Raw genomic sequence first — 24,686 nt, 5'->3', positions numbered from 1 at the left:
CTTCCTCGCTCGCGGCGCTCATGCACTCGACGCTTGCCGAGCCGCACGCCGGGTCACGACGATCGTAGTGCGCGAGCCGGCCGGGCCAAGTCGGGAGTCCACGCAGGGGGCGACGGCGCTCTGCCGGCCGCGCCGCCACCCGCGCGCCCGCCCTGCCATCCGCCGCCGCGCCCCGCCCGGAGGCAGCGCGCTCGGCCGAGCCGGCGCGGCCCGCGCGCTCTCCCGGAAGGCCGGCCGCGGCGCGAGCCGGGTTCCTGCGGCAGCGCGCCCGAGCTAGATTGCGCGCATGTCCAACAGCCTGTTCGTCGTGCATGTGCATGTACGTGTCAGACCCGAGCTCGTCGACGCCTTCCGGAGCGCGACGATCGAGAACGCACGCGAGAGCGTCAAGGAGCCGGGGATCGCCCGGTTCGACGTCGTCCAGGACACCGAGGATCCCGCGCGGTTCGTGCTCGTCGAGGTCTACAGGACCAAGGAGGCGCCGGCCGCACACAAGGAAACGGCGCATTACCAGCGGTGGCGGGACACCGTCGCGGAGATGATGGCCGAGCCGCGGACCAGCCGGAAATACGTCAATGTCTTCCCTGACGACGCGGGGTATTGACATGACGCCTCCCGGACATGAACCCGCCTTCGAGTTCGCCACCGCGACGCGCATCGCCTTCGGCGCTGGCAAGGTCGCCGAGGTGCCCGCGGCCGTGCGGGGCCTCGGCGGGACGCGGGCGCTCGTCGTCACCGGGCAGGATCCCGGCCGCGCCGCGCCGCTCCTCGCCGCGCTCGCCGCGGCGGGCGTCGCCGCGGTGCGCTTCGCCGTCGCGGGCGAGCCCACGGTGGACGTCGCCCGCGAGGGGACGTCGCGGGCCGCGGCCGAGCGGTGCGACGTCGTGGTGGCGCTCGGCGGCGGCAGCGCGATCGACGCCGGCAAGGCGATCGCCGCGCTCGTCGCGAACGGCGGCGACCCGCTCGATTACCTGGAGGTCATCGGCAAGGGGGGAGCGCTCTCCAGGCCGTCCGTGCCGTTCGTGGCGATCCCCACGACCGCGGGCACCGGCGCGGAGGTGACGCGCAACGCGGTGCTCGCGTCGCGGGAGGCCGGCGTGAAGGCGAGCCTGCGCAGCCCGCACATGCTGCCGCGCCTCGCGGTGGTCGACCCCGACCTGCTCGCGGGCGCCCCGCCCGGGGTGCTCGCGTCGAGCGGGCTCGACGCGCTCTCGCAGCTCATCGAGCCGTTCCTGTCGAGCCGCAGCAACCCGCTCACGGACGGCCTCGCGCGCGAGGGCATCCGCCGCTCGGTGCGCTCGCTGCGCCGCGCGGTCCTGGAGGGCGCCGACGCGGCGGCCCGGGACGACCTCGCGATCGCCAGCCTGCTCGGCGGCCTCTGCCTCGCGAACGCCGGCCTCGGGGCGGTCCACGGCTTCGCGGGGCCCGCGGGGGGCATGTTCGACGCGCCGCACGGGGCGGTGTGCGCGGCGCTCTTACCCGCCGTCCTGGAGGTCAACCTGCGGGCGCTGCGCGCGCGCGACCCGGCTCACCGCGCGCTGCCGCGCTTCGACGAGCTGGCCGCGCTCGTCACGGGGCGCGCCGGAGCCAGCGCCGAGGAAGGGATCGCCTGGGTCCGCGAGCTCTGCCGTGACCTCGCGATCCCGGGGCTCCGGCGCTACGGCATGGATGAGGCGGACCTCCCGGCGCTGGTCGCGAAGGCCAGGGCGGCGAGCAGCATGAAGGCGAACCCGCTGCCGCTCACCGACGAGGAGCTGTTCGACATCGCGGCGGCGTCCTTGTGATCGCGGCGCTGGTGGTATCATCAGGGGGTGGCAAGCCCGTACCGCACGAGACCGCCCACTCCGCCGCGTGTCCGGTCGATCGACCAGCGGCGGCGGATCAGCGTGGCGAGCCTCGTGTTCGGCATGCTCTGCGGCGTGACGGGGATCTCGCTCGCCGACGAGGGTCGGGCAGAGTGCACGCTGCTGTTCACGGGCGTCTGCGGCTTCGTCTTGCTCCTCCAGCGCTAGGGTGCACGCTAGCCTTGACCCCACCCCCGACGACCGGAGCTCGATGAAGAACGATCCCGCCCCGAATCCCACCCTCGACGCCATGCTCGCCGCCCAGCGCATCGCGTTTGCGCCCGTCATGTTCCAGGTGGCGCGGGTGATGCGAAACCGCGGCGTCCTCAAAGCGCTCCAGCGCGCTGGCAAGGGCGGCAGGACACCGGCGGAGGTGGCCCAGGACACCGGCCTCTCCGCCTATGCCGCCAAGACCTTGCTGGAGGCGAGCCTGAGCTTCGGCCTGGTGGAGCGCGCAGGCGTCGCAGGCGGCGCAAACGCCCACGCAGAGCCGCGAGAGCGTGGCGAGCGCTACACGATCACGCGGGTTGGGCTCATCGTCGAGAATGACAGGATGACCCGCATCAACATGGATTTCATCCATGACGTCTGTTACGAGGGCATGCGCTTTCTCGACGAGGCCATCGAGGGCGGCAAGCCGGCTGGCCTGAAGGTCTTTGGCGAGTGGCCGACGGTCTATGAGGCGCTCCCGGCGCTCCCGCCGAAGGTGAGGGAGAGCTGGTTTGCGTTCGATCACCTCTACTCCGACTCCGCGTTCCCCGAGGCGCTGCCCGTCGTGTTCGAGCGGAGGCCGAGGACGCTCCTCGACATCGGCGGCAACACGGGGCGGTGGGCGATCCAGTGCTGCACGCACGACCCCGACGTGCGCGTCACGCTGCTCGACCTGCCGGGCCAGCTGGAGGACGCGCGCGTCAACGTCGAGCAGCACGGCTTGCTCGGCCGGATCGTGGGCACCCCCATCGACTTCCTGGATCACGGCCAGGCGTTCCCGACGGGCTTCGACGCCATCTGGATGAGCCAGTTCCTCGTGTGCTTCTCCGAGGCGGACATCCTCCAGATCCTCCGGCGGGCCGCGTCGGCCATGGGGGACGAGACCGTGCTCTGGATCCTCGACACGTTCTGGGATCGGCAGACGAACGAGGTGGCGGTCCACTGTCTTCACGGCTCTTCCCTGTATTTCACGTGCCTGGCGAACGGGAACAGCCGCATGTACAGCGCCGCCGATATCCGGCGTTGCGTCGATGAGGCGGGCCTCGTCGTCGAGGCGGAGATCGACCACCTCGGCCTCGCCCACACGCTGCTCCGGTGCCGCCGGCGCGACGCGCCCGCGGGCAAGCGCGCGTGAGCGTCCAGGTGAAGCAACGCGCGTGGCAGCCTGGACGATCGCGGCCCCGGAGCGAGCGGCGACACCACGGATGAGGCGGCTCGGGGCGGCGCGCCCCGTCCGCCGCCGACGCGGCGTGGCCTGCGTTGCGCTGCGGCGATGACCGGGCGGGGCGCGCTCGAACGGCTTTCGCTCGTGGCCCTCGCGTAGCATAGTGGGGCGACGCCGCCACGGCGCCGCGCTGCGCCATGGGCCCACAAGGAGAAACCGTCGTGTCCCACCCCCCGCTCACCCAGCTCTCCGACGAGGAGCGCCTCTTCCGCGACTCGGTGCTTGATTTCGCCCGGAAGCGCGTCGCGCCGCGCGCGGCGGCGATGGACGAAGAGGGCGCGCTCGACCACGATCTGCTCCCTCCTCTGTTCGAGCTCGGCCTCATGGGGATCGAGATCCCGGAGGCGTACGGGGGCTCTGGAGCGGGCTTCTTCAGCGCGATCCTCGCGATCGAGGCGCTCGCCGTGGTCGACCCGAGCGTGAGCGTGCTCGTCGACGTGCAGAACACCCTGGTGGCCAATGCGTTCCTCCGCTGGGGCACCGAGGCGCAGAAGGAGAGGTATCTCCCGCGGCTCTCCCGCGACTGGATCGGCTCGTATGCGCTGAGCGAGGCGGGCTCCGGCTCGGACGCGTTCGCGCTCGCGGCCCGCGCCGAGCGCCGGGGCGACCGCTGGATCCTGAACGGCCGCAAGCTCTGGATCACGAACGCGAACGAGAGCTCGGTGTTCCTGGTGTTCGCCAACGTCGATCCGACGAAGGGCTACAAGGGCATCACGGCCTTCGTGGTCGAGCGTTCCTTCCCCGGCTTCTCGGTCGGCAAGAAGGAGAACAAGCTCGGCATCCGCGCCTCCAGCACGTGTGAGCTCGTCCTCGAGGACTGCGAGGTGCCGGAGGGCAACGTGATCGGCGAGGTCGGCAAGGGCTACAAGATCGCCATCGAGACGCTGAACGAGGGCCGTATCGGCATCGGCGCGCAGATGCTCGGCCTGGCCGCGGGGGCGTTCGACCACGCGATGCGCTACATGGGCGAGCGGAAGCAGTTCGGGCAGCCGATCGCGAGCTTCCAGGGCGTGCAGTTCCAGGTTGCGCGCGTCGCCATGGAGATCGAGGCCGCGCGCCTCCTCGTCTACAACGCCGCGCGGCTCAAGGACGCGGGCCAGCCGTTCGTGAAGGAGGCGGCGATGGCCAAGCTGTTCGCGTCCGAGGTGGCCGAGCGGACGGCGTCGCTCTGTATCGAGTTCATGGGCGGCGTCGGCTTCACCAAGGACTATCCTGTCGAGAAGCTCTACCGCGACGCGAAGATCGGGAAGATCTACGAGGGGACGTCGAACATGCAGCTCTCCACGATCGCGAAGCTGCTCCAGGCGGGATACGACGCGAAGGGCTGAGCGGGGGAGTTCACCCCCGTCCCAATACCGGAGTTGCCCTCAGCGCCTCCGCTTCCATGACTCGGGCCTTCGGCGCGTGTGAAAGCACGCGACGAAGACGACGACGTCATCCATCAGACGAAAAAACAGCCCATAGGGGAAGCGCCGGACGAGCGCTCGTCGTGTTTGGCGGTGCAGAACGGCGCAGGCCGTCGGCGCCTCGACGACCGCCTGCATCGCCGCGCGGACCTCCACGAGGAACTCCTCTCCTAGCCCGTCGCGCTCTCGCTCGTACCAGGCATATGCCCGCGCGATGTCCGCCGCGGCAGCGGGCCGAACGAGGTACGGCCTCACCGTGACCGAGCGCGCGCCTGGGCGACGACCTCATCCCAGGTGAGCCCGACCGGCCCCTCGGCCTCGAGCTCATCGAGGCGCCGATCGAGCTCGACCCGCTGGGCGTCGCTGAGAGGCAGCGCGTCAGGGTCTCGCCCGAGGCTCGCCCACAACTCGTCGAGGAGGTCGAGCTGCTCGTCGCGGCTCAGTCGGGTGATGTCCAGCGCAGCCCTGCCCATACGCCCGAAAGTATCGCACGGGGGGCCCGCCCGAACAATCCGCCGACGAACTCCCGCGTCACGGCAGCTGCCGCTTGAGATCCGCGAGCGAGCGGCGCGTCGACACCTGCTGCGGCAAGATCACGTCCCGCACCAGGGCGTGCGACTCGGTGTCGAGCTCCTCGATGTCGTTCCGGTAGTCCTTCAGGCCGTGCTCCTCCCCCTCGGCCAGCGCCGAGAGCGCCGTCTTGTGGCCGAGCGCCAGCGCGGTCCCCTCGACGGCCTTGGCGAACGCGCCCCATGGCCCGGAGCTCGCCGGGGGGTCGCCTCCGAGCTCCTCGATCCGCCGGCGCAGCACCTTCACCCGCGCCTCGTGCGACGCGAGGTTGAGCCGGAGGTGGTGAGCAACCCAGCCCTGGCGTGCCGCGGCGATGGCCTGACGGTAGGTCTCGACCGCGGACATCTCGCCACGGCAGAACGATTTGAGCTGCTCGATCGAGTCATCGTCGATGAGTCCGTCCAGGCCCACGCTCTCGTCTGCGAATGCGACCGGTTCCATGGGGTACTCTCCTGAGATGTCTGGTGAACGCCCGATTCCTCTCCTCCTTACCTCCCAAGGTGGGCCACCACGCCATACGTCCGCGCAGGAGCCGCGATCGCCAGGGATCGTCGCCGCTGCGGGAAGGCGCGCGCCCCCTGTTGCCTCAGGGGTACAGGTTCGCCTTGTACTGCATCAGTCTCGGCTGAACCCTTTCATTCCCTTCAAGTCCCGTTCCAATGTCCGGGACTTCGCGGTCATGAAGCGAGCTCATCGATCCAGCGGCGGCTCCCTCCAGCGGCGACGCGGAGCGGTGAGCGCCGGCGGCTCACAGCGCGGCGAACACACGGGCTCCCTTGCCCGTGCCGCAGAAATCGCCGTTGCCCGCGTCTCGCAGGATCGCGCGCAGCGCCGCGGCGTCCTTCTCGTCGCGCGCGAGGGCGCCGAGGAGCATCGCGCCTTCCTTGAGGCGCCTCTCGATCTCCGGCGCGCTCTGCTCGGGGATCCCGGCGTCGACGAGCACGCTGCTCAGGCTGGCCGTCTCGCTCGCCGAGCTCGCGTCCGCGAGCCTCACCGCGATGGGGCCGGCCACCGCGAGCCGCAGCCCCGGGACCACGAGCCCCGCGCTCGCCGCGGCGAGGACGGAGGTCAGCGCGCTCCCGTGCGAGGCCGCACCGTATGCGCGTGAGCGCAAGATGTGCTGGCGGCGCGTCGCTTCGCTCACGATGGCGCAGACGTCCCGTCGCGTGTGCCCGCTGTCCAGGATGCGCCGGACGACGTCTTCGGCCTCCCCACGTGCTCGCACCATCCCGGTGATCAACCTCTGGCTCGCCATGCAGACCTCCTTGGCTGAGGGTTCGCGCCGCGCGCGCTGGTTTCCAAGGAGCTACGCACAACACGAACCGTACCGCGCGCGTATCCGGCGCGAGATCGCGGGCCGCTCGCGACCCCAGCAACAGCCCCCGTCGCGTCCGCGGCACGATGCCACAGCGGGGCGATCACGCTGTGACGCAACGACACGGCAGACTCGTCGGGAACAGCGGCGCGAGGCGCATCCCCGCGCGGCCGCTGCGGCGCTCGCCGCGGCGCGGCTCAGGCCGCGGCGCGTCGTTCCCTGGGGGGACGCTTCGCGCTCTTGCCGGCTCGCCGCGCGTTCACCGCGCGCGCCGAGCGCACGCTCTCGCGGAGGCGGGTCACGAGCGGCACGGCCTCTCGCTCGCCGAAGCCGCGGACGATCCGGAGCATCTTCGCCTCTTCGGGCCGGAGCGCCGCGAGCGCCCCGTCCGCGACGGCCTCCTCCGCGTCGATCAGGGACTGCAGGGCGCCCTCCGTGTAAGCGCGGATCACGGCGGGGTGGACATAACAACGCTGACAGACCGCGCGTGTGTTGCCCAGGCGGGCGGACACCCTGTCGATCACCTGCGCCACGCGCTTCTTCACCTGGCGGACCGAGCTCGCGATCTCCATCTCGCAGAAGAACGACGCGCACAGCACGGTGCCGGTCCAGGTGCGGAAGTCCTTCGCCGTGAAGTCGTGGCCCGCGACCGAGCGCAGGTACTCGTTCACGTCGTCCGAGTGGATCCTTTGCCGCCGGCCCTCGCCGTCGATGTACTGGAACAGCTCGTGGCCGGGCACGTCCTGGCAGCGCTTCACGATGCGGGCGAGCCGCCGATCCCGCACCGTCATCGCGTGCTCCTTGCCGCCCTTGCCCCTGAAGTGGAACCTGATGAGGCTCCCCTCGATCTCGACGTGCTCGTCGTGGAGCGTGGTGAGTCCATACGAGTCGTTGTCGCGCGCGTACTCGTCGTTCCCTATGCGGATCGACGTCTCGTCGAGCAGGCGCACCACGGCCGCCAACACCTTCTCGCGCGGCAGGCCAGGCAGCGCGAGATCCCGCTCGGTCGCCGCGCGGATCGCCGGGAGCGCCGCGCCGAACGCGAGCATGCGGTCGTACTTCGTCTCGTCGCGGACCTCGCGCCAGCGCGGGTGATACCGGTACTGCTTTCGGCCGCGCGCGTCCCGCCCTGTCGCCTGGATGTGCCCGCGCTCGCTCCGGCAGATCCACACCTCGGTCCACGCGGGCGGGATCGCGAGGCGGCGGATCCGCGCGAGCGTCGCCTCGTCCTTGACGGGGCGGCCGTCGGCGTCGACGTAACGAAAGCCCTTGCCCGCCCCTCGCCTGGAGATCCCCGGCTCACCGTCGTTCACGTACCGGAGCCCGGCCGACTCGGCGGACTCGACCGGTGACGGGGTGAGCTGCCCTGTCCCCGCGAGCTCGCCGTTCGCGCGGGCGAGCTCGACCGTCTCGACGGACTTGATCGACACGCTGACGCGGCGCCGGCGGAGGACGACGCCACTCGCGGCGGAGCGGCGCGGAGCGCTCCGCGGGCGGCGCCTTTCATGGGTGGTCGTGGCGCTTCCGCTCTTCATGGCGCGGACCGCTCAGAGCGCCTCCTGCGCGACCGCGCTCGGAGCGCGCCGCCGCGCGCGATCGCGGTGCGCGTCATCGATGCACCGCCTCACCTCGGCGTCGATCGCCGCGATCGCCATCCGGTTGAACATGCGCAGCGGCAGCGGCATGTCGATCGCGAAGTCGACGGCCCTGGGCCGGAGCTCGAGCCGCCCGGAGAGCGTGAAGCCCTTGAAGGAGAGGCCGACATCCGCGCGCCGCTCGTCGCTCCAGAAAATGGAGGGAGCGTACTCCGCGTATCGATCACAATACTTCGCCATCGCCCGCAGGACGGCGCTCTTCGCTTCTTCGTCGTTCAGGTCGTGATGGACAGTGTGGTTCATGATGACCTCGGGTGATGGCTGAAAGCCGGAAGATCGACTCCAGCGGACCTCCAGCTGCGTCGACGCGACAGGCTCGCCAGCGCCGGCGTTCGCGGGGTTAGCAAGCCGGGTGCCTGTCGGGTCCGACGGGGGCCGAGCGCTCGCGGCAGGGCCATTTCCCGGCGCGTCCGCGCGAGAGCGGGCCCTCCCGGCGGTCCGCGCATGTCGACCTTCGCCACGAACGGGGCAGATCGCCACGGCCACGCTTGAGCCTGCCCCCTCGCGCCGCGGCTCAGCTCGCGGCATGGCCCGTGCGATCGGATGGGCTCATGCACGCGCTCCTGCACGAAGCTGCCGCGCTGAAGTCCCCACCTGCGCTCAGCGGGCGGCTAGGGCCACGGGCCAGGAGGGCGCTGAAAACGCTGTTGATCCTGCCTCTCGCGCTCTGGCTCGGCTACGTCGTCGTCGTGAACGTCATGCTGAGCACGGGGCTCATCGCGAGGCTCGTCAGCTACAACCCCGTCGACGCCTCGCTCTATTACGGGTCGGCGTGGAGCCTCTGGCCGGGCGTCGTTCACGTGAAAGAGCTCCGGCTCAGCGGCTCCGACAGCGTGCTTCAGTGGGCGGTGGAGCTCGACGAGGCGGACGTCGATATCCACCTGACCGATCTCCTCCGGAAGAAGTTCTATGCGGAGGACATCCGCGCCACGGGCTTCGTGTTCCGGATGCGGATGCTCGTGGATCCGACGAGCGAGCGCGATCTGGAGGCGCCGCACATCGAGGCGCTGCCGCCCATCCCGGAGTTCGCGAACCCTCCGCTCAAGCCGGAGCTGCCGCCGAAGCACGATCTCGAGAACTCGGACGAGGGCTACAACCTGTGGACGGTGCACCTGGAAGGCATCGACACGACGCTCAAGGAGGTCTGGATCCAGCAAGTCCGGTATGCCGGCGGCGGTCGCGTGCGGGGAGGGTTCTATTACAAGCCGCTCCGCGCCGTTCGCGTCGGGCCCGTCGCCCTGGAGCTCCGGTCGGGCGAGGTCCACGTCGCCGATCGCGTCGTCGCGCGGCTCGACGCCGACGCCGACGTGACGATGAGCACGTTCGATCCGCGGGACGTCGACGGGCTCGACGTCCTCGAAACCGCCTGGGCGCGCGTCCGCCTCGACGCGCAGCTGCCGGGGCTCGATTTCATCCCCCTTCCCGCGGGCGAGGGCGCCGGACCCCGGCTCGAGGACGGGAGCGGAGAGCTCCGGACGGACCTCGTCGTGAACCGGGGGAGCGTCGAGCCGGGCAGCACCGCGTCCTACGAGACGAGCCACCTCGTGGCCTCCACCGCGTCGCTCCGCGCGACCGCCGAGGCGCGCGCGGCGCTCCGCGTCGACGAGCGCGGAGCGGCGCGCCTCGCCGTGACGCTGCCCCGCGCGACGCTCGAGCGCCCGGGAAGCGGGCTGCCGCCCATCGTCGTGGAGAGGGCGAGCGCCACCTTCGACGCGCCGGAGCTCCACCTCCTGCGGCTGCAGCCGGGGTTCGCGTCGAAGGTGGATGTCGTCGCCGCGGCGATCCCGGACCTGCGCTGGCTGAACGTCGAGGGCGCCGCGCCGGACGCGCCGCGGTTCACCGGCGGCGCAGCCTTCATGCGGAGCAGCCTGGAGGTCGACCCGCTGGGCCGGGGGACGGGCTCGCTGAACCTGCTGCTGAAACACGGCGCCCTGCAGTGGAAGAAGACGAGGGTGAAGGGCGACGTGGCGGCGCGCATGACGCTCGACGCGGCGGACGTCTTGAATCAGGCAGCCAAGCTGCGGAAGGGCCGCATCGACATCGAGGACCTCGCGATCGAGCACGAGGGCGAGGCGATCCCTGGCTGGTGGGCGCACATCGACATCGAGGACGCCGAGGTGAGGCGGGGGCTCATGGAGGCGGCGATCCGCGTGGAATGCAAGGACGCGCGGCCGGCCGTGATGCTGCTCGACGCAGAGGATGCCATTCCCGGCTGGGCCGCGGGGCTCCTCACGATGGAGGGGCTCAAGGCATCCGCGAAGGTGAGGCGCGCGGACGCCGGCGTCGATTTCAGGCTGCTGGAGGCGAAGGGGGGCGATCTCGCGATCCGCGGGCGGCTCACGAAGTCCGACGGGCAGACCCCCAGGGGAGCGTTCCTCGTGAAGAGTGGGCTGCTCTCCGTGGGCCTCGCGCTCGATCGGGACGGGGCCGGCGTGCACCCCCTCGCCGGCGACGACTGGGTAAACGAGAGGATGATTGCGCTGGGCAGGTGATCTCGCAAGGCTCGACGCTGGCTTCCGCACCGGGTTAATCTTTGCTTTGCTCAGCCCACCAGAACGCAGTGGTCGGTGTCTCGAGAGGCGGGGGCACGACAGAAGGACGCGTGAACTGAGCAGGAGGAACTTGGTATGTGCCAGAAGCTCTGTGGAAACGACTCGAACCACGACCGAGAGCCAGGCGAGGCGGCCTCGTCTCGTCGCCGGTTTCTCGCGGTGGGAGCTTCAGCGCTCGGTGCTGCGGCGGCCTTCTCGACTCCCGCGGCGGCGACGGGAAGGGCGGAGCACGATGAGGACATGCCGCACGGGACAGGCGCCCCGCACCGGCGTTACATCCTGAGAGGCGGCGCCGTGCTCAGCATGGATCCGAACGTGGGGGACTTCGCCCGGGGCGACGTGCTCGTGCAGGGCAAGAAGATCATCGCGGTCGGGCCGCACCTGCACGCGCCAGGCGCGGAGATCATCGACGCGGCGGGCACGATCGTGATGCCGGGGTTCGTCGACACCCATCACCACCAGTACCAGACCGCGCTGCGGAGCTTCCTCTCGGACGGCCTCCTGGCCAACGACGGGCTGCCGCACGGCGAGAAGAACTACCTCGACTACATCCACTTCACCATCACGCCGGTCTTCCGACCACGGGACGCTTTCCTCGCCATACTGGCCTCCTCGCTCAGCCAGCTGGATGCCGGCGTGACGACGGTCGTCGACACGTCCCAGGTGGGCCACACGCCGGAGCACACCGATGCCGTCATCCATGGGCTGCAGGAATCGGGCCGCCGAGCGCTCTTCGTGTACTCGCCGGGCGCGGGCCCCGGCAACATCTTCCCGAACGATCTCGATCGGATCCAGAGCCAGTACTTCTCCTCGACCGACCAGCTCCTGACCTTGGCCATGGGCGGGGAGGTGTTCGACCCCGCGTGGCGCGATACCTGGGCGATCGGGCGCCAGCACGGCCTGCCCATCGTGACGCACCTCGTCGGCAGCATCGGCCAGGGCACGCTCATCGAGCAGATCGAGAGCGAGGGTCTGATGGGGCCTGATCTCGAGTTCATCCACGCCAGCGCCATCTCGGAGGCCTCCTGGCAGGCGATCGCCGATTCGGGCGCGAACGTCTCGATCGCGGCCCCGATCGAGATGACCATGCGGCACGGCATGCCGCCTATCCAGGCCGCGCTCGATCATGGCGTCCAGCCCGCGCTCAGCACCGACGTCGAGTGCACCATGACCGCGGACTTCTTCACCCAGATGCGGACCGTCTTCACGCTTCAGCGGGCGCTCATCAACGAACGCGCGCTGGCCGGAGAGACGGATCTGCCCGAGCTCCTCACGTGCCGCGATGTCATCCGCCTGGCCACGGTCGAGGGGGCCCGGGTGGCCGGGCTCTCCCACAAGGTCGGCTCGCTGACTCCGGGCAAGGAGGCCGACATCATCCTGCTGCGAGCGGATGCCATCAATGTGGCGCCGCTCAACAACGTACCGGGGGCCGTGGTGACGTTGATGGACCGTAGCAATGTGGACACGGTCATCGTCGCGGGGAGCATCCGCAAATGGCGAGGCAAGCTCGTCGGCGTGAACTTTGGCCGGCTCCGCGCCGGCCTCGAGGCGTCCAGGGACTACCTCCTCGACGCGGCGGGCGTCGAGCGCGTGCTCTTCTGAGGCTGTAACTGCCGCGTTCGGGGGATGGAGAGTTCAACGCAAAGGCGCAAAGGCGCAAGAGAGAGAGAGAGAGAGAGAGAGAGAGAGAGAGAGAGAGAAAGAAAGAATTTTCATGCATTTTTGCGTCTTTGCGTCTTTGCGTTGAACTCTCCCTTCGGACTCCTGGCGGCCGAAACTAGCCGCGAGCCTTCTCCCGAACGGCGATCTGGCGGATCGCCTCCTCGATCGCCCCCGCGACGCCGCGGATCCGCGGAACGCGCCGCAGATCCCGGTGAACCACGAGGTACACGCTCACCGTCGGGAGCGGCGTCGCGCAGGCGAGCCGCCGCAGCCCGGGCACGTCGCGCGCGAGCGCGTCCGCGAAGATGCAGATGCCCTGGGACTCGCTCGCGGCCGTGAGCATCGCGTCGTCCGAGCTCGAACGGAACGGGAACCGACGCGCGCCGCGGGCGACGAGCCACCGCTCCTGCTCGGACTCCCGCCCCGGCCCGTCGTAGCCGACGAAGTCGTGCCGCGGGAAGTCCGCCTCGCGCAGGTGGCCGTCGCGCAGGTGTCGCTCGACATACTCGTTCGAGGCCCAGAGGCCGTACGAGAACGTGCCGAGGCGCTTCTCGACGAGCGCCTTCGACGACGAGCGCACCGTCCGGACGCCGAGGTCGGCCTCACGCTTCGCCACGTCCGCGAGGCGCGCCTCCGAGGCGAGCTCGATCAGCGTCTCGGGGTGGATACGCCGCCACGCGGAGAGGACCTTCGCCATCGGGCGCGCGAAGCTCTCCTTGATCGAGACGCGCACCACGCCCTCGAGCGACTCGGCGCCGCGCGCGTCCCTCCCTTCGACGCGGAGCTCCCTCTCCATGCCCTCGGCGAGCGCGACGAGCGCGCGCGCCGCCGGATCGATCGAGGTCCCGGCGGTCGTCCGGTGCACGAGCTTCCGGCCGAGCGCGAGCTCGAGCGCGTCGATGCGCCGCCCGACCGTCGAGGTGGAGAGCCCGAGCGCCTTGCCCGCGCCGAGGAAGCTGCGACGTCGGTCGACCTCGAGCAGCACGCGCAGGTCGTCCCAGGAGAAGGCGTCGTTTTTCATCCGTGGAACTCCGATGCCCGAAGATGTCCGTTCTCGCGAACCCACACAGAGCTTACACATGGAGGCATGACGCGACACCCCTTCGAGAACCGGAACGCCCTCGTCACTGGAGCCTCCACCGGCATCGGCGCCGAATTCGCCCGCCAGCTCGCCGGGCAGCGATGCCACCTGATCCTCGTCGCCCGCTCGCGCGACAAGCTCGAGGCGCTCGCCGCCGAGCTGCGCGCCGCGCACGGCGTCCGCGTCGAGGTGATCGCCGACGACCTCACGAGCGCGGGGGCGATCGGGCGCGTGCACGCCGAGGTCGCGCGCCGCGGCGTGTCCGTCAACCTGCTCATCAACAACGCCGGATTCGCGACCCACGGCCGCTTCGAGGAGACGCCGATCGAAAGGCAGCTCGAGGAGATCGCGCTCAACGTGAGCGCGCTCGTCGCGATGACCCACGCGTTCCTGCCCGATCTCGTGAGGACGCGCGGCGCGGTCCTCAACGTCGCGTCCACGGCGGCGTTCTACCCGATCGCCTCGATGGCGGTGTACGGGGCGACCAAGGCCTTCGTGCTCTCGTTCAGCGAGGCGCTCTGGGCCGAGCTCGGCGAGCGGGGCGTGAAGGTGGTCGCGCTCTGCCCCGGCGCGACCGAGACGCCGTTCTTCGAGATCGCCGGGGAAGCCGCGGCCGTGGGCGCCAAGGCGAAGGCGAGCGACGTCGTGCGGCTCGGCCTGAGCGCCCTCTCGACGGGGCGAACCCACGCCATCCACGGCCTCGGCAATTACATCCTCTCGAACCTCGCGCGCTTCGTGCCGCGCGCCATGGCGGCTCGCCTGACGGCGGAGGTCATGCGGAAGAACCAGGTGCGCGCCCTGCCTGCCAGGACGGCGGGCGCACGTCCCTGAGCTGCGCTCGGCCGAGCGCTGCGCCCCCCCCGGCAGCGCGTCACGGCGATACGGGCGCCTTGAGCGCGAGCTCGCGCCGCAGCAGGATCTGCTGGAGCCCGAGCTGGCCGAGCGTGGTGCCGACCGAGACGAGCCAGATGGTGTGCATGCGGAAGCCGGGGCGCGCGCTCAGGACGAGCACGGGGAGGATGAACGCGAGCGCGCGCGCCCCCGAGGCGGCGAGCGAAGGCCAGGTGTTGCCGAGGCCTTGAAAGACGCCGGCGCAGACGAACACGATGCCGCTCGCGAAGTAACCCCAGGAGGTCACCTGGAGGTAGTCGACGCCGGCCGCGATGACGTCCGGCGCGGGCGAGAAGAGCGCGACGAGCTGCGCAGGGAAGACCTGGCAGACCAGGGTGAAGAAGAGCATGAACCCGAGCACGAGCTTCACGCTCTCGAGCGCGGTCTCGCGGACGCGAGCGTAGGCGCTGGAGCCGTAGTTCTGGCCGACGACCGCCGCAGCGGAGAAGCTGATCGCCACGGCAGGCATGAAGCCGGCCTGCATCAGCCGCAGCCCGATGCCGAACCCGGCCTGCGCCTCCGATCCGAAGGGGCGCGTGACCACGTAGATCACGCCCATGGTGACGGCCAGCAACAAGAACTCCGCGCCCGAGGGCAAGCCGATGGCCACCAGCTTTCGCCATGTGGGGAGGTCAGGCTGCCAGTCGGCGAGGCGGAGGCGAAGGAACGTCTTGCCGCGCAGGAGATAGACGGCGAGCCCCACGACGGCGGCCGCGGTCGCGAGGAGCGTGGCGAGGCCCGCGCCGAATACGCCGAGCGGGCGCCCCGACACCCAGCCGAAGATGAGGAAGGGCGCGAGGACCATGTTGAGCAGCACGCTCGCGGTCTGGGCCACGAGCCCCGGCTTCATGTCGCCGATGCCGCGCAGGGCCGAGCCGAGCCCCACCATCGTGAACTGCAGCGCGAGCGCCGGAATGAACGCGAGCAGAAAGCTGCTCGCGAGCTCGGCGGTCATGGCGTCTCCCGAGAGCCGCTCGGCGTACGTGCGGTGAAGCGCGAGGCCGAGCACGAGAAAGAGGGCGCCCGCCCACGTGGCGAGGCTCTGCACCTGGTTGAACAGGCGCTGCACCTCGCCGTGCTCCTTTCTTCCGGCCGCCTGCGAGACGAGCGCCACGCAGCCGACCGAGAGCATCTGCGTCGCGGCCAGGGAGACGAACATCAGGTTGCTGGAGACCGCCACGGCGGCGACGGCCTCCTTCCCGAGGCGACCCACCCAGTAGATGTCGATCAGGCCATAGAGGGTCTGGATCGCCATGCCGGCCAGGATGAACAGCATGACGCGCACGACGTGCGCGCGCGGCTTGCCCTGCGTCATGTCGTGCACGCCGCGCGGCGCGGACGGCGCTTCGACTTCGATGTTGGTGTCCATATATTTTTACCGGGTAGTATCTGACCGTCTCGTGGATGGCGGCTCGGCGGCCGCGGCTACCTCGCTCGCCGCGGCTTGCCCTCGCGCGCTGCAGGGAAGGCCCCGCCCTCGCGCAAGAGCTCGTTCAGGTGCTCTCGCACGTCCGCGGGCCAGGAGCGCGTGAGCTCCGTGAAGCGCCGCTTGTCCGACGCGAAGAGCGCGCGCGACGCCTCCTCGAACAGGGGCAGGTCGCCGGCCATGACCCACATGAAGCGGCTGGCCGCGGCGCGCGCCTCCCGGGCGCGGTCCTCGTCCGGGGCGCGCTTGCTGGCCTCCTCCACCAGCCTGCGGAGCGCGGCCGAGATCCCCTGCGGCTGACGCTCGAGCCACTCCCAGTGGCGGGGCAGGAGCGACACCTCGCGCGAGACGACCCCGAGCTTCGGGCGCCCGGGGCCCGCCCTGGCCGGGCGCTCGGGCCTGGCGCGCGAGAGGACCTGATCGAGGGTGCCCCGGAAGTCGAAGTCGACCTGTTTCCCGGAGGCGTCCTCGAAGATCAGGAGCCGGAGCTCCGGATCGGCGTCGAGCCGCCTCTTGGCCTCGCGCAGCGTCTCCTCCAGCGTGCCGCGGACGACGCGCTCGGCGCCGGCAAAGGCGGTGAAGGTCGGCAACGTCGGCGGGTCGCTCATGACGCCGACAATATTACCCGGGTATATTTCCCTGGCAAGGGCCAGGCGCGACGAGCGTGGCTCGGAGGCTCCGCTCTTGCGGTTTTCCGTGCAAAAGCACAGAGTGGCGGGATGATGAAGCCCTCGTGCCTTGTGGCGATCGCCGCCTTGCTCGCAGCGCCGCTGCTCACCTCTTCTTCAGCGCGGGCGGACGTCCCGCCGCCCGAGAGCTGCGACACGCCGGGGTCGAGCTGTAACAACGCAGGGCCCGCTTACAACGAGCCTGGCACGTGCACGCAGCAGAAGTGCCAGCGAACGCTGCCAGGCGAGGACGGCGGCTTCACCACGATGGAATACGACTGCAATCTGTGCATTTCCTCGGGCGGGAGCGCGACGTCGACCTCGGGCGGGGACGCGACGTCGGCCGGCAGCGCGGGCGCGGACAAGGCGTCATCGGACGACGGAGGCTGCGCCATGAGCGGCGCCGCCTCGGGCGGCGCGATGGCGGGGCTGATGCTGCTCTGCGGCGCCGCGGCGCTCGTGGCCGCCCGCCGGCGCCGCTGAACCGGGCGTCGACCGTGCGCGCGCCCGGTCCTCCGCCTGCGAGCGTGGCCCGCCTGCTCGAGCGCGGCGTCGCGCCGCTCGACGGCGCGCGGCGGCGCCTCTTCGGCCTGCTCCGAAGGAGCGAGCTCGCGATCGCGGTCGTGGCGCGCCCCGATCGCAGGATAGCCACCCTCGCCGCGGCCAACGCGCTCGGCGCCTTCACCATGGCGGTCTTTGCGCCGAGCGCGCTGCTCGTGCTCGGGCCCGTCCTGCTCGGCGTCCTGCACGTCGCGGCCGACGTGCGCTACCTCGTGCTGCGGCGCGGGCTGCCGTCGTGGTGGCGCGGCGTCGTCTGGGCGGCCTGCGCCGCGCTTTTGGGGCTGCGGGGCGCCCAGGAGCTCTTTGGCTCGGCAGCGGCGCTGCTCCGCGCCGAGCACGCATTGCTCGCCGCCTGGCTCGGCGCCGCGGTCGTCGCCGGCGCGCTCGCGTCGCGCGCGTGGCGGCGCGTCGCGCTCGCCGCCGCCGCCGCCGTGGCGCTGTCGGCGGCGGCGCTCGCCGCGCCGCGCGGCTTCCGGCTCGTCCTCGCGCACGCGCACAACCTGGTCGCGCTCGCGCTGTGGCTCGCGCTCTTCCGCCGCCGGGTGCGCGCGGTCGCCTGGCCGCTCGGCCTCGTGCTGGCCGGGACCGCGCTCCTCGCGAGCGGGGCGATGACCTCGCTCACCCTGCGCGCCGGCTGGCTGGACGCCTTCGGGCTGCACCTCTTCCTGGCGAGCGACTGGCTCGCTCCCGGGCTGCCGACCCGCTCCGCGGTCGCGCTCACCGCATGTTATGCGTTCCTGCAGTCCGTCCATTACGCGGTCTGGCTGCTGCTCATTCCCCAGGAAGATCACCCGGGCCAGCGGACAACCACCTTCCGCATGTCCGCGCGCTCGCTCCGGCGCGACTTCGGGGACGCAGGGCTCGCCGCCGTGGCGCTCATCGCCGCCCTGGTGCTGCTCGGCGCCCTGCGCGGCGCGCTCGGCACGCGCAACCTGGTGCTCTCGCTCGCCTCCTTCCACGGGTACCTGGAGCTCGCGCTGCTCGCGTACTTCTATGTCCGCGGCGACGTCGGCCGGCGCGCCGAGGAGGCGCGCCAGGAGCGGTCCGGGCGCGCGCGCGGGGCGGACCGCGGCGGGCCCGAGATCGCCGCGCAGCCGGCCGCACCATGAGCCGTGTCTTCACCGATCCGCTGGTGGCCGCCTGGGCGCGCGCGTTCGCGTTCACGCTGCTCATCGAGCTCGCCGTCGCCTCACCGCTGCTCGGCGCGGCGGAGCGGGCACGAGGCCGCCGCGCCGCGCTCGTGGCCGTCGCCAACCTCGCGAGTCACCCGGCGGTGTGGTTCATCTTCCCCGCGCTCGCGATCGGCGCCACGGCGCGACTGGCCCTCTCGGAGCTCTGGGCGGTGCTGCTCGAGCTCGGCGTCTACCGGCTCGCGCTGCGCGAGCTGCCTGCCACGCACGCCATCGCGGCCTCGGCGCTCGCGAACGGCGCGTCGCTCGGGCTCGGGCTGCTCCTGCGCGCCACGACCGGCTGGGTGTGAGCGGGCCGCGGAGCGCCGCTCTGCCGGCTCCGGAGCGACACCACCGCGGACAGCGCCCCTGCGGGCGGGCTCGTCCGACGCGACATCGCTCGTTCGCCGACAGCGTGGGTGTTCGTCTCACGCAGCGCGGACGGCTCCGCTGCGCTATGACTGCGAGATGTTTGGTCCAGGGCGCCCTCAGTACCCTCCGCAGCAGCCGCCTCAGTACCCTCCGCAACCGCCGCATCACTACCCTCCGCAGCCGCCGCCTTACTACCCTCCACCGCCGCCGCAGCGCCCGAAGTCAGGCCTGTCGCCGCTCGTGATCGTGCTCATCGTCCTCGGCGGGTTGTTCGCGCTGGGCGTGGGCGCCATCTTCGTGATCGGCGGCGCGGTGTACCTGGTGGCGAGCGCATCGCCGGAGCAAACCGTCGTCGAGACCACGCCTTCCGGCGTGTCGACCGCCGGCGGCCTCTCGCCGGTGGTGCCCACGTCGACGAGCACCCCGCTTCGCCCCGACCAGGAGGCCGACGAGGCGGCGGGCGAAGACCCGTCCACCGGCGACCGCGCCGCGGGTGATGCCCCGTCGCCTGGTGCCGACGACGAGACGGGTGAGGCGCCGGCGCCTCTGTCGACAGCGGCGCGGACGCCCGCCTCCCCGAGCGAGGGCTCCTCGAATGGGAGCCCGAGCAACGGAAGCGCGGCGGGCGGGACGTCCTGGTGGTGTACGGCGAGCGCGTCCGTGCGCGTCTGCGGCTTCGCGGGCGCGTGCAACTATCAGATGGTGTTCGGCAATGGCTCGGCGAAGGACCGCTTCATGGCGTCGCAGCAAGCGAAGCGGTCGTGCGAGGCGAGCGCCCGCGCCAAGGGCGCCACGGCCTTCTGCGTCGTGCAATGCAGCCCTCGCTGACGGGCGAGAACGTCGCTCGCTCCGCTCCGCTCAGCTCCTCTCGCCCGCGCTAATAACCGCCGCTGCCGCCGACCCCCGCCGCGCTGTATCCAGAGCTGTAGTCGCCGCCGCCCGCACCCCCGGGGCCGCCCGAAGTTACGTTTCCGCCGTAGTAGTAGTCGTCCGGATCTTCGTAGACGTTGATGTCGAGGTTCACCTTGCCGTTGAGCCACAGCTCGCTGCTCCCGATACCGAACGCATACTGAACCCAGCTCGTCGAATGCGGCGAGACGTTAACGTAGACATTCTGCGACGACAGCAGCGTGGCCTCCACGTTTGGATCCGTCACCGTGCCGTCCTCGACCTTCTCGAAGTGCCAGCCCGGAAGGAGCCTGACGCCGTAGTTGCCCTGCTCCAGATCGACGAGGATGGAGCTCGCGTCCGGATCCTCGTCCTCGCTGCTGACCGTCACCACAGTTCCGTAGCCACCACCGACAGCCATGGCCGAGGTATTCTCATCTTCGTAGTAGTAATAACCGTTCGAGATCTCGAACGTGGCGTCGCGGAGCCGATATCGCGCTCCAGACGCTGCATCGGCCGCGAGCGGCAAGCTGATCGAGCCGACGTCCGGCCCGCGATCGGCACCCTGCGAGCCGCAACCGCTGAGCAAGGCCGAGAACACCACGCCAGCCGCCGCCACCAACCCAAACCCTCTGATCGACTTGGTCATTCTATCCTCCCAATAAGCTGCCCCTCCGGTCCGATGACGGCGTGTGCCGTGACCTGCCATCGGTCCAGAGTGGGCCACCACCTGAAAGCAACCCGCGGGCCAACCTGAATATCCCGAAAATCAGCGTGTACTCATGGGCACACGCTCAGCACCTGGCCCATATTGAGCCAGATTATTGGGCCATAGCTGGCCTGTGCCAATGCCTGATCTGTGCCACTGCGAGCGCACGCAAGCCGAGGCCAGGAGCCTCTTGGCGCCGGCGACCGTTGCTCGGCTGAGCCGGACCGGCTCGTCATCAGGCCGACGGCCCGGCGGCGGCTACCCCTCGCCCGAGAGCACCGCGGCGATCGCGACGCGCTGCCCTCGCGGCTGCCCCGCTGCGTCGGCGTGGGCCATGTCGAGGGCGGCCAGCACCGTCGACAGCGTCGTCTGGTCCAGGACCGACGACGCCTCGACGGCGTGGAGGTCTTCTCCCACGAAGTTCTTCGGGCAGGCGTCGATGACCGGCAGCGCGCGCTCGCTGGCCGGCGCGAACCGGATGGGCAGGCCGTGCGTGCGGCAGATGAGCGGCCGCGCCGCGTAGATCGCGCACCTCCCCTCCCCGTCGAGCGCCGGGCACACGCCCGGATCGCCCGCCCGCGCGCGCTCGGCCAGCGCCGCGCGGTCGGCCTCCGGGAGCGCCGCGAGCGCCTCGCGGATCGCGTCGCCCTCGATCGACGTCACCGAGAACCGCCGCCGGCAGCAGTCGCTGCACCCGGTGCGGCAGGCCATCCGCCCGCCGTGGCGGGCGCTCGCGCTCGCGAAGAACGCGTCGACCTTGGTGAAGAGCTCGTGGAGGCGCTCGCGCGGCGTGCGGTGCATTCGCCGGCGTCTATAGCGGGGCGGATCCTCGCGCGCCAAGGGCGCCTCCGCGCCGCTCGGCTCGCCCCGGCGTGCTTTCCACGTTATCCGGCGGCCACGGCGCGGCCGCTTTCGTACTCCGGCGAGGGCGCGTGCCGGGCCACGAGCTGGGCGACCTCGCCGCGGCAGGAGCCGCACCCCGTGCCGGCCTTCGTCGCGGCGCACGCCGCATCGAGCGAGCAGGCGCCGCCCTCGATGGCCTCCCGGAGGGTCGCCTCGCTGACCTTGTGACAGTTGCAGACGATGCGCTCGGCCTGCGCCGCCGGCCCCGCGCCGCCGCCGGCGCAGAGCGCCTCCAGAGGATCGGCGGGCAGCGGATCGTTGCGATCGAAGAGCTGCACGAGCGTGGCCGCGGCCGCGGTGTTGCCGACGAACTGGGCGCCCAACAGTCGCCCGTCGCGGAGGATCAGCTTCCGGTACGTGCTCTTCCGCGTCTCCACGACCTGGAGCACGTCGTCGCTCTCGAGCTCCGGCTCGGTGCTGCCCATGGAGGTGACGTCGACGCCCGCCACCTTCAGCCGGGTATACATCTTCGTGCCTCGGTAACGCGCCTGCGGGTTCGCGCCCGTCAGGACGTCGGCGAGGACGGCGGCCTGCTCCCAGATGGGCGTCACGATGCCATAGAGCCTGCCCCGGTGCTCCGCGCACTCGCCGATCGCGTAGATGCCGGGCACCTGGGTGGCCATCGTGTCGTTGACGACGATGCCCTTGTTGATGGGCAGGTTGGAGGCGCGCGCGGCGTCGACGCGAGGCCGGACGCCGCACGCGAGGACGACCATGTCCGCCGGCAGGACGCTGCCGTCGTCGAGGCGACAGCCCTCGACCGCCTCGTCCCCGCAGATGGCCTCGACGGTGCGCCCGGTGCGGACGAAGATGCCGCAGCGCTCGATGTGCTGCTCGAGCATGTCGCCGCCCATCTGATCCAGCTGCGCGTTCATGAGGCTCTTCGCGACGTGGATGACGGTCACGTGGAGGCCCATGTCGCTCAGCACCTTGGCCGCCTCCAGGCCGAGGAGCCCGCCGCCGACGACGATGGCGTTGTCGCCCGCCCGCGCGCAGCCGCGCATCCGGACGCAATCGTCCATCGTCCTGTACACGAAGACGCCCTGGCGCAGATCGCCCTCCGAGGTCGTCATGCCCTCGAGCGGCGGGACGAGCGGCTGGCTGCCGGTCGCGAGCACGGCGACGTCGTAACGATGGCGCGCGCCGTCCGCCGACACGACCGCCCTCGACCCGGTGTCGATCCGCGCCACGGAGGTCCCGCTGACGAGCCGCACCCCGTTCCGCTCGTACCAGGCGGGGGGCTTCGTGACGATGGAGTCGGGCGCCTCCCCTGCGAGCACCTTGCTGAGCAGGACGCGGTTGTAGGCGCCGCCCCGCTCCTCGCCGAAGACGGTGATGTCGTAGCGGTCCCTGGCGCCGCGCGACATCAGCTCGTCCAGCAGGCGGCACGCCGCCATGCCGTTGCCAACGATGACAAGGTCCTTCCTTCGCATCAGTTCGACTCCGAGACCCGGCGCGCCCTGACGGCGCACACCTTGAACTCCGGCATCCGGCTGGTCGGGTCCAGCGCCGGCACGGTGAGGATGTTGGCGGCCTTCCTGCCGCCCCAGTGAAACGGAGCAAAGAGCGTGTCCGGCCGGATCGAAGGCACGACCGCTACCCGGAAGGTGACCGCCCCTCGCCGGCTCTCGACGAGCAGAGAGTCGCCGTCGACGACGCCGAGGCGCGCCGCCAGCCTGGGGTGGACCTCGACCTTCGGCTCGGGCTTGGCCTCTTCGAGCTTGGAGACCCGGCGCGTCTGGGCGCCGGAGTTGTAGTGTTCCTTGTAGCGGCCCGTCGTGAAGTAGAGCGGATAGGCGTCGTCGGGGAGCTCGGCGGCGGGGCGGTGGTGGACCGCGTGGAACCGCGCCCGGCCGTTCGGGTGATGGAACCGCTCGGCGAAGAGGCGCGGAGTCCCCGGGTGCTCGACCGACGGGCACGGCCAGAAGACGCCTCGGTGCCGGCGTATCTTGTCGTAGGTGATGCCGCTGTAGTCCGCCTTGGCGCCCGCGGTCGCCCGGCGCAGCTCGTCGAACACCTGCTCCGCGGACGTGTACTGGAAGTGCCTGCCCGCGCCGAGGCGGCGCGCGAGCTCGCAGAAGATCTCGATATCGGTCTTCACCTCGGGGGGCGCGGGGCGGACCTTCTGCCGCAGGATCACCCGCCCTTCGAGGTTCGTCATCGTCCCCTCCTCCTCGGCGAACTGGGCGACCGGAAGGAGGACGTGGGCGTCCCGGGCCGTCTCGTTGACGAAGGCGTCACAGACCACGAGCAGATCGAGCGAGGCGAGCCGCCGCTCGATGTTGAGCGCGTTCGGCGACGCGACAGCCACGTTGGACCCGAACACGAGCAGCGCGCGGATCCCCCCCTCGGGGCCGAGCGCGTCGAGCAGCTCGTAGGCGCTCTTCCCCTTGGCCGGCAGCTCGGCCGGGTCGATGCCCCAGACGCGGGCGATGGCCGCCCGGTGCTCCGCGTCCTCGATATGCCGGTAGCCGGGGAGCTGATCGGCCTTCTGGCCGTGCTCGCGGCCCCCCTGGCCGTTGCCCTGTCCGGTGAGGCAGCCATAGCCGCTGTACGGCTTGCCGACCTTGCCGAGCGCGAGCATCAGGTTGATGAAGGAGAGCACGGTGTCTGCCCCCTTCGACTGCTGCTCCGGCCCGCGGCCGGAGAGCAGCATGCTGCTCGGCGCCTCGGCGAGCAGCCGCACGGCCTTGAGCTGATCCTGCGTGGAGACCCCGGTCAGCCGCTCGACGTGCGCCGGGTGGTACGAGAGGACGACGCGCCGGAGATCGTCGAACCCGTCCGTGCGCGCGGCGATGTACGCCGTGTCGATGAGCTTCTCCTCGAGGGCGAGGTAGAGCAGGCCATTGGCGAGCGCCAGGTCGGACCCGGGCGTGGGCTGGAGGTGGAGCGCCGCGGCGCGCGCCGTGTCGGTGCGCCGCGGGTCGACGACGATGAGCGCGCCGCCGTTGTCGCGCTGCGCGAAGATCCATTGCATGATCGGCGGCAGGGTCTCCGCGCAGTTCGCGCCCCAGAGGAGGAGCGCCTTGGTGTGGGCGATGTCGGACACGGGGAACGGCAGGCCGCGGTCGATGCCAAACGCCTTGTTGTGCCCCGCGGCCGCCGAGGACATGCAATAACGGCCGTTGTAATCGACGTTCGGCGACTGGAGGGCGAGGCGGGCGAATTTGCCGAGGAGGTAGGTCTTCTCGTTCGTCAGGGCGCCGCTGCCGAACGCGGCCAGCGCCGCGGGGCCGTGGAGCTCGCGCAGCCGGAGGAGCCGCTCGGCGACGAAATCGAGCGCCGTGTCCCAGCGCGCCGGCAGGAGGCGGCCGGCGCGCCCGCGGATCTTCGGCACGGTCAGCCGCTCGGGGTGATCGAGCAGCGCCGCGGAGGTGAACCCCTTGATGCACATCTGCCCGCGGTTGACGGGGAAATCGTCGTCCGGTCGGACGTCGATCGCCCCCGCGTGGTCCGCGCGATCCGTCATGACCACGCCGCACTGGAAGGCGCAGTAAGGACAGTGGGTGTGCGTGGTCGTCTCGGAGGTGACGATCTTGAGCCGGAGGGAAGAGCGCGGTGCCATGGAGTCGCGTCGGC

The 24,686-nt window shown here is 71.0% G+C and carries 25 protein-coding genes; 12 read left to right on the top strand and 13 right to left on the bottom strand.

What is annotated here, in order from left to right:
- Window positions 1–286 precede the first annotated feature (286 nt).
- From WME82_RS06715 to WME82_RS06695, 5 genes are all read left to right on the top strand, one after another.
- On the top strand, window positions 287–604 hold the full coding sequence (locus WME82_RS06715; RefSeq protein ID WP_437298262.1) for a putative quinol monooxygenase: 318 nt from the start codon (window positions 287–289) through the stop codon (window positions 602–604).
- Between the two features lies 1 nt (window position 605).
- Window positions 606–1,784 carry an iron-containing alcohol dehydrogenase gene (locus WME82_RS06710; protein WP_438042136.1) on the top strand — a complete coding sequence of 393 codons (1,179 nt, stop codon included), beginning with the start codon at window positions 606–608 and terminating at the stop codon, window positions 1,782–1,784.
- Window positions 1,785–1,811: 27 nt separating this feature from the next.
- The gene (locus WME82_RS06705; protein ID WP_437868400.1) at window positions 1,812–2,012 is read left to right on the top strand and encodes a hypothetical protein; all 201 of its coding nucleotides are present in this window, start codon (window positions 1,812–1,814) and stop codon (window positions 2,010–2,012) included.
- Window positions 2,013–2,055: 43 nt separating this feature from the next.
- A complete protein-coding gene (locus WME82_RS06700) occupies window positions 2,056–3,189 on the top strand; it encodes a class I SAM-dependent methyltransferase (RefSeq protein ID WP_437744666.1) in 1,134 nt (377 codons plus the stop codon).
- A 251-nt stretch (window positions 3,190–3,440) separates the two neighbouring features.
- Window positions 3,441–4,607: an acyl-CoA dehydrogenase gene (locus WME82_RS06695; protein ID WP_437761164.1), complete on the top strand. Its 1,167-nt coding sequence runs from the start codon at window positions 3,441–3,443 to the stop codon at window positions 4,605–4,607.
- A 39-nt stretch (window positions 4,608–4,646) separates the two neighbouring features.
- Here the strand turns inward: WME82_RS06695 and WME82_RS06690 are convergent, their stop codons facing one another.
- The 6 genes from WME82_RS06690 to WME82_RS06665 form a co-directional block, all read right to left on the bottom strand.
- On the bottom strand, window positions 4,647–4,940 hold the full coding sequence (locus WME82_RS06690) for a type II toxin-antitoxin system RelE/ParE family toxin (RefSeq protein WP_437298257.1): 294 nt from the start codon (window positions 4,938–4,940) through the stop codon (window positions 4,647–4,649).
- On the bottom strand, window positions 4,937–5,158 hold the full coding sequence (locus WME82_RS06685; protein WP_012233798.1) for an addiction module protein: 222 nt from the start codon (window positions 5,156–5,158) through the stop codon (window positions 4,937–4,939). Before WME82_RS06685 ends, WME82_RS06690 begins: the two co-directional genes overlap by 4 nt.
- Window positions 5,159–5,216: 58 nt before the next feature.
- Complete coding sequence (locus tag WME82_RS06680) at window positions 5,217–5,696, bottom strand: DUF2383 domain-containing protein (protein WP_012233797.1); 480 nt, start codon at window positions 5,694–5,696, stop codon at window positions 5,217–5,219.
- Between the two features lie 307 nt (window positions 5,697–6,003).
- Complete coding sequence (locus WME82_RS06675; RefSeq protein WP_437744664.1) at window positions 6,004–6,510, bottom strand: hypothetical protein; 507 nt, start codon at window positions 6,508–6,510, stop codon at window positions 6,004–6,006.
- 257 nt (window positions 6,511–6,767) lie between these two features.
- Window positions 6,768–8,105 (bottom strand): DNA topoisomerase IB, encoded by a 1,338-nt coding sequence (locus tag WME82_RS06670; protein ID WP_438042135.1) that lies wholly within the window; start codon window positions 8,103–8,105, stop codon window positions 6,768–6,770.
- 12 nt (window positions 8,106–8,117) lie between these two features.
- The gene (locus WME82_RS06665) at window positions 8,118–8,468 is read right to left on the bottom strand and encodes a polyhydroxyalkanoic acid system family protein (protein ID WP_437868393.1); all 351 of its coding nucleotides are present in this window, start codon (window positions 8,466–8,468) and stop codon (window positions 8,118–8,120) included.
- Window positions 8,469–8,872: 404 nt separating this feature from the next.
- Between WME82_RS06665 and WME82_RS06660 the strand changes: the two genes are divergently transcribed.
- Together WME82_RS06660 and WME82_RS06655 are read left to right on the top strand one after the other, a co-directional pair.
- Window positions 8,873–10,717 (top strand): hypothetical protein, encoded by a 1,845-nt coding sequence (locus WME82_RS06660; RefSeq protein ID WP_438042134.1) that lies wholly within the window; start codon window positions 8,873–8,875, stop codon window positions 10,715–10,717.
- Window positions 10,718–10,852: 135 nt separating this feature from the next.
- Window positions 10,853–12,379 (top strand): amidohydrolase family protein, encoded by a 1,527-nt coding sequence (locus WME82_RS06655; RefSeq protein ID WP_438042133.1) that lies wholly within the window; start codon window positions 10,853–10,855, stop codon window positions 12,377–12,379.
- A 175-nt stretch (window positions 12,380–12,554) separates the two neighbouring features.
- Here the strand turns inward: WME82_RS06655 and WME82_RS06650 are convergent, their stop codons facing one another.
- Window positions 12,555–13,460, bottom strand: coding sequence for a LysR family transcriptional regulator (locus tag WME82_RS06650; RefSeq protein ID WP_437744659.1), 906 nt, complete (start codon window positions 13,458–13,460; stop codon window positions 12,555–12,557).
- A gap of 66 nt (window positions 13,461–13,526) precedes the next feature.
- Between WME82_RS06650 and WME82_RS06645 the strand changes: the two genes are divergently transcribed.
- Window positions 13,527–14,351 carry an SDR family NAD(P)-dependent oxidoreductase gene (locus WME82_RS06645; protein WP_438042132.1) on the top strand — a complete coding sequence of 275 codons (825 nt, stop codon included), beginning with the start codon at window positions 13,527–13,529 and terminating at the stop codon, window positions 14,349–14,351.
- Window positions 14,352–14,391: 40 nt separating this feature from the next.
- On the opposite strand, the gene WME82_RS06640 is transcribed toward WME82_RS06645, so the two are convergent.
- Both WME82_RS06640 and WME82_RS06635 read right to left on the bottom strand, forming a co-directional pair.
- On the bottom strand, window positions 14,392–15,780 hold the full coding sequence (locus tag WME82_RS06640) for an MATE family efflux transporter (RefSeq protein ID WP_438042131.1): 1,389 nt from the start codon (window positions 15,778–15,780) through the stop codon (window positions 14,392–14,394).
- 56 nt (window positions 15,781–15,836) lie between these two features.
- Window positions 15,837–16,445, bottom strand: coding sequence for a DUF2239 family protein (locus tag WME82_RS06635; protein WP_438042130.1), 609 nt, complete (start codon window positions 16,443–16,445; stop codon window positions 15,837–15,839).
- 111 nt (window positions 16,446–16,556) lie between these two features.
- On the opposite strand from WME82_RS06635, the gene WME82_RS06630 reads away from it, so the two are divergent.
- The 4 genes from WME82_RS06630 (at window position 16,557) to WME82_RS06615 (ending at window position 19,435) form a co-directional block, all read left to right on the top strand.
- The gene (locus WME82_RS06630) at window positions 16,557–16,988 is read left to right on the top strand and encodes a hypothetical protein (RefSeq protein ID WP_438042129.1); all 432 of its coding nucleotides are present in this window, start codon (window positions 16,557–16,559) and stop codon (window positions 16,986–16,988) included.
- Between the two features lie 44 nt (window positions 16,989–17,032).
- Window positions 17,033–18,175: a hypothetical protein gene (locus WME82_RS06625; protein ID WP_438042128.1), complete on the top strand. Its 1,143-nt coding sequence runs from the start codon at window positions 17,033–17,035 to the stop codon at window positions 18,173–18,175.
- The gene (locus WME82_RS06620; RefSeq protein ID WP_438042127.1) at window positions 18,172–18,546 is read left to right on the top strand and encodes a hypothetical protein; all 375 of its coding nucleotides are present in this window, start codon (window positions 18,172–18,174) and stop codon (window positions 18,544–18,546) included. The genes WME82_RS06625 and WME82_RS06620 overlap by 4 nt, the downstream gene beginning before the upstream one ends.
- Window positions 18,547–18,847: 301 nt before the next feature.
- Window positions 18,848–19,435, top strand: coding sequence for a hypothetical protein (locus WME82_RS06615; protein WP_438042126.1), 588 nt, complete (start codon window positions 18,848–18,850; stop codon window positions 19,433–19,435).
- Window positions 19,436–19,484: 49 nt separating this feature from the next.
- On the opposite strand, the gene WME82_RS06610 is transcribed toward WME82_RS06615, so the two are convergent.
- The 4 genes from WME82_RS06610 to WME82_RS06595 form a co-directional block, all read right to left on the bottom strand.
- The gene (locus WME82_RS06610) at window positions 19,485–20,144 is read right to left on the bottom strand and encodes a hypothetical protein (protein WP_438042125.1); all 660 of its coding nucleotides are present in this window, start codon (window positions 20,142–20,144) and stop codon (window positions 19,485–19,487) included.
- A gap of 318 nt (window positions 20,145–20,462) precedes the next feature.
- Window positions 20,463–21,005, bottom strand: a complete 543-nt coding sequence (locus WME82_RS06605) for a YkgJ family cysteine cluster protein (RefSeq protein WP_438042124.1) — start codon at window positions 21,003–21,005, stop codon at window positions 20,463–20,465.
- Window positions 21,006–21,088: 83 nt separating this feature from the next.
- Window positions 21,089–22,540, bottom strand: coding sequence for an FAD-dependent oxidoreductase (locus WME82_RS06600; RefSeq protein WP_438042123.1), 1,452 nt, complete (start codon window positions 22,538–22,540; stop codon window positions 21,089–21,091).
- On the bottom strand, window positions 22,540–24,672 hold the full coding sequence (locus WME82_RS06595) for a molybdopterin oxidoreductase family protein (RefSeq protein WP_438042122.1): 2,133 nt from the start codon (window positions 24,670–24,672) through the stop codon (window positions 22,540–22,542). The genes WME82_RS06600 and WME82_RS06595 overlap by 1 nt, the downstream gene beginning before the upstream one ends.
- Window positions 24,673–24,686 lie beyond the last annotated feature (14 nt).

The sequence above is a fragment of the Sorangium sp. So ce128 genome, assembly GCF_051525245.1.
In the GTDB taxonomy this organism is placed as follows: Bacteria; Myxococcota_A; Polyangia; order Polyangiales; family Polyangiaceae; genus Sorangium; species Sorangium cellulosum_B.
The sequence above is the reverse complement of the archived record's forward strand: the minus strand, read 5'-3'. Positions and strand labels throughout refer to the sequence as shown.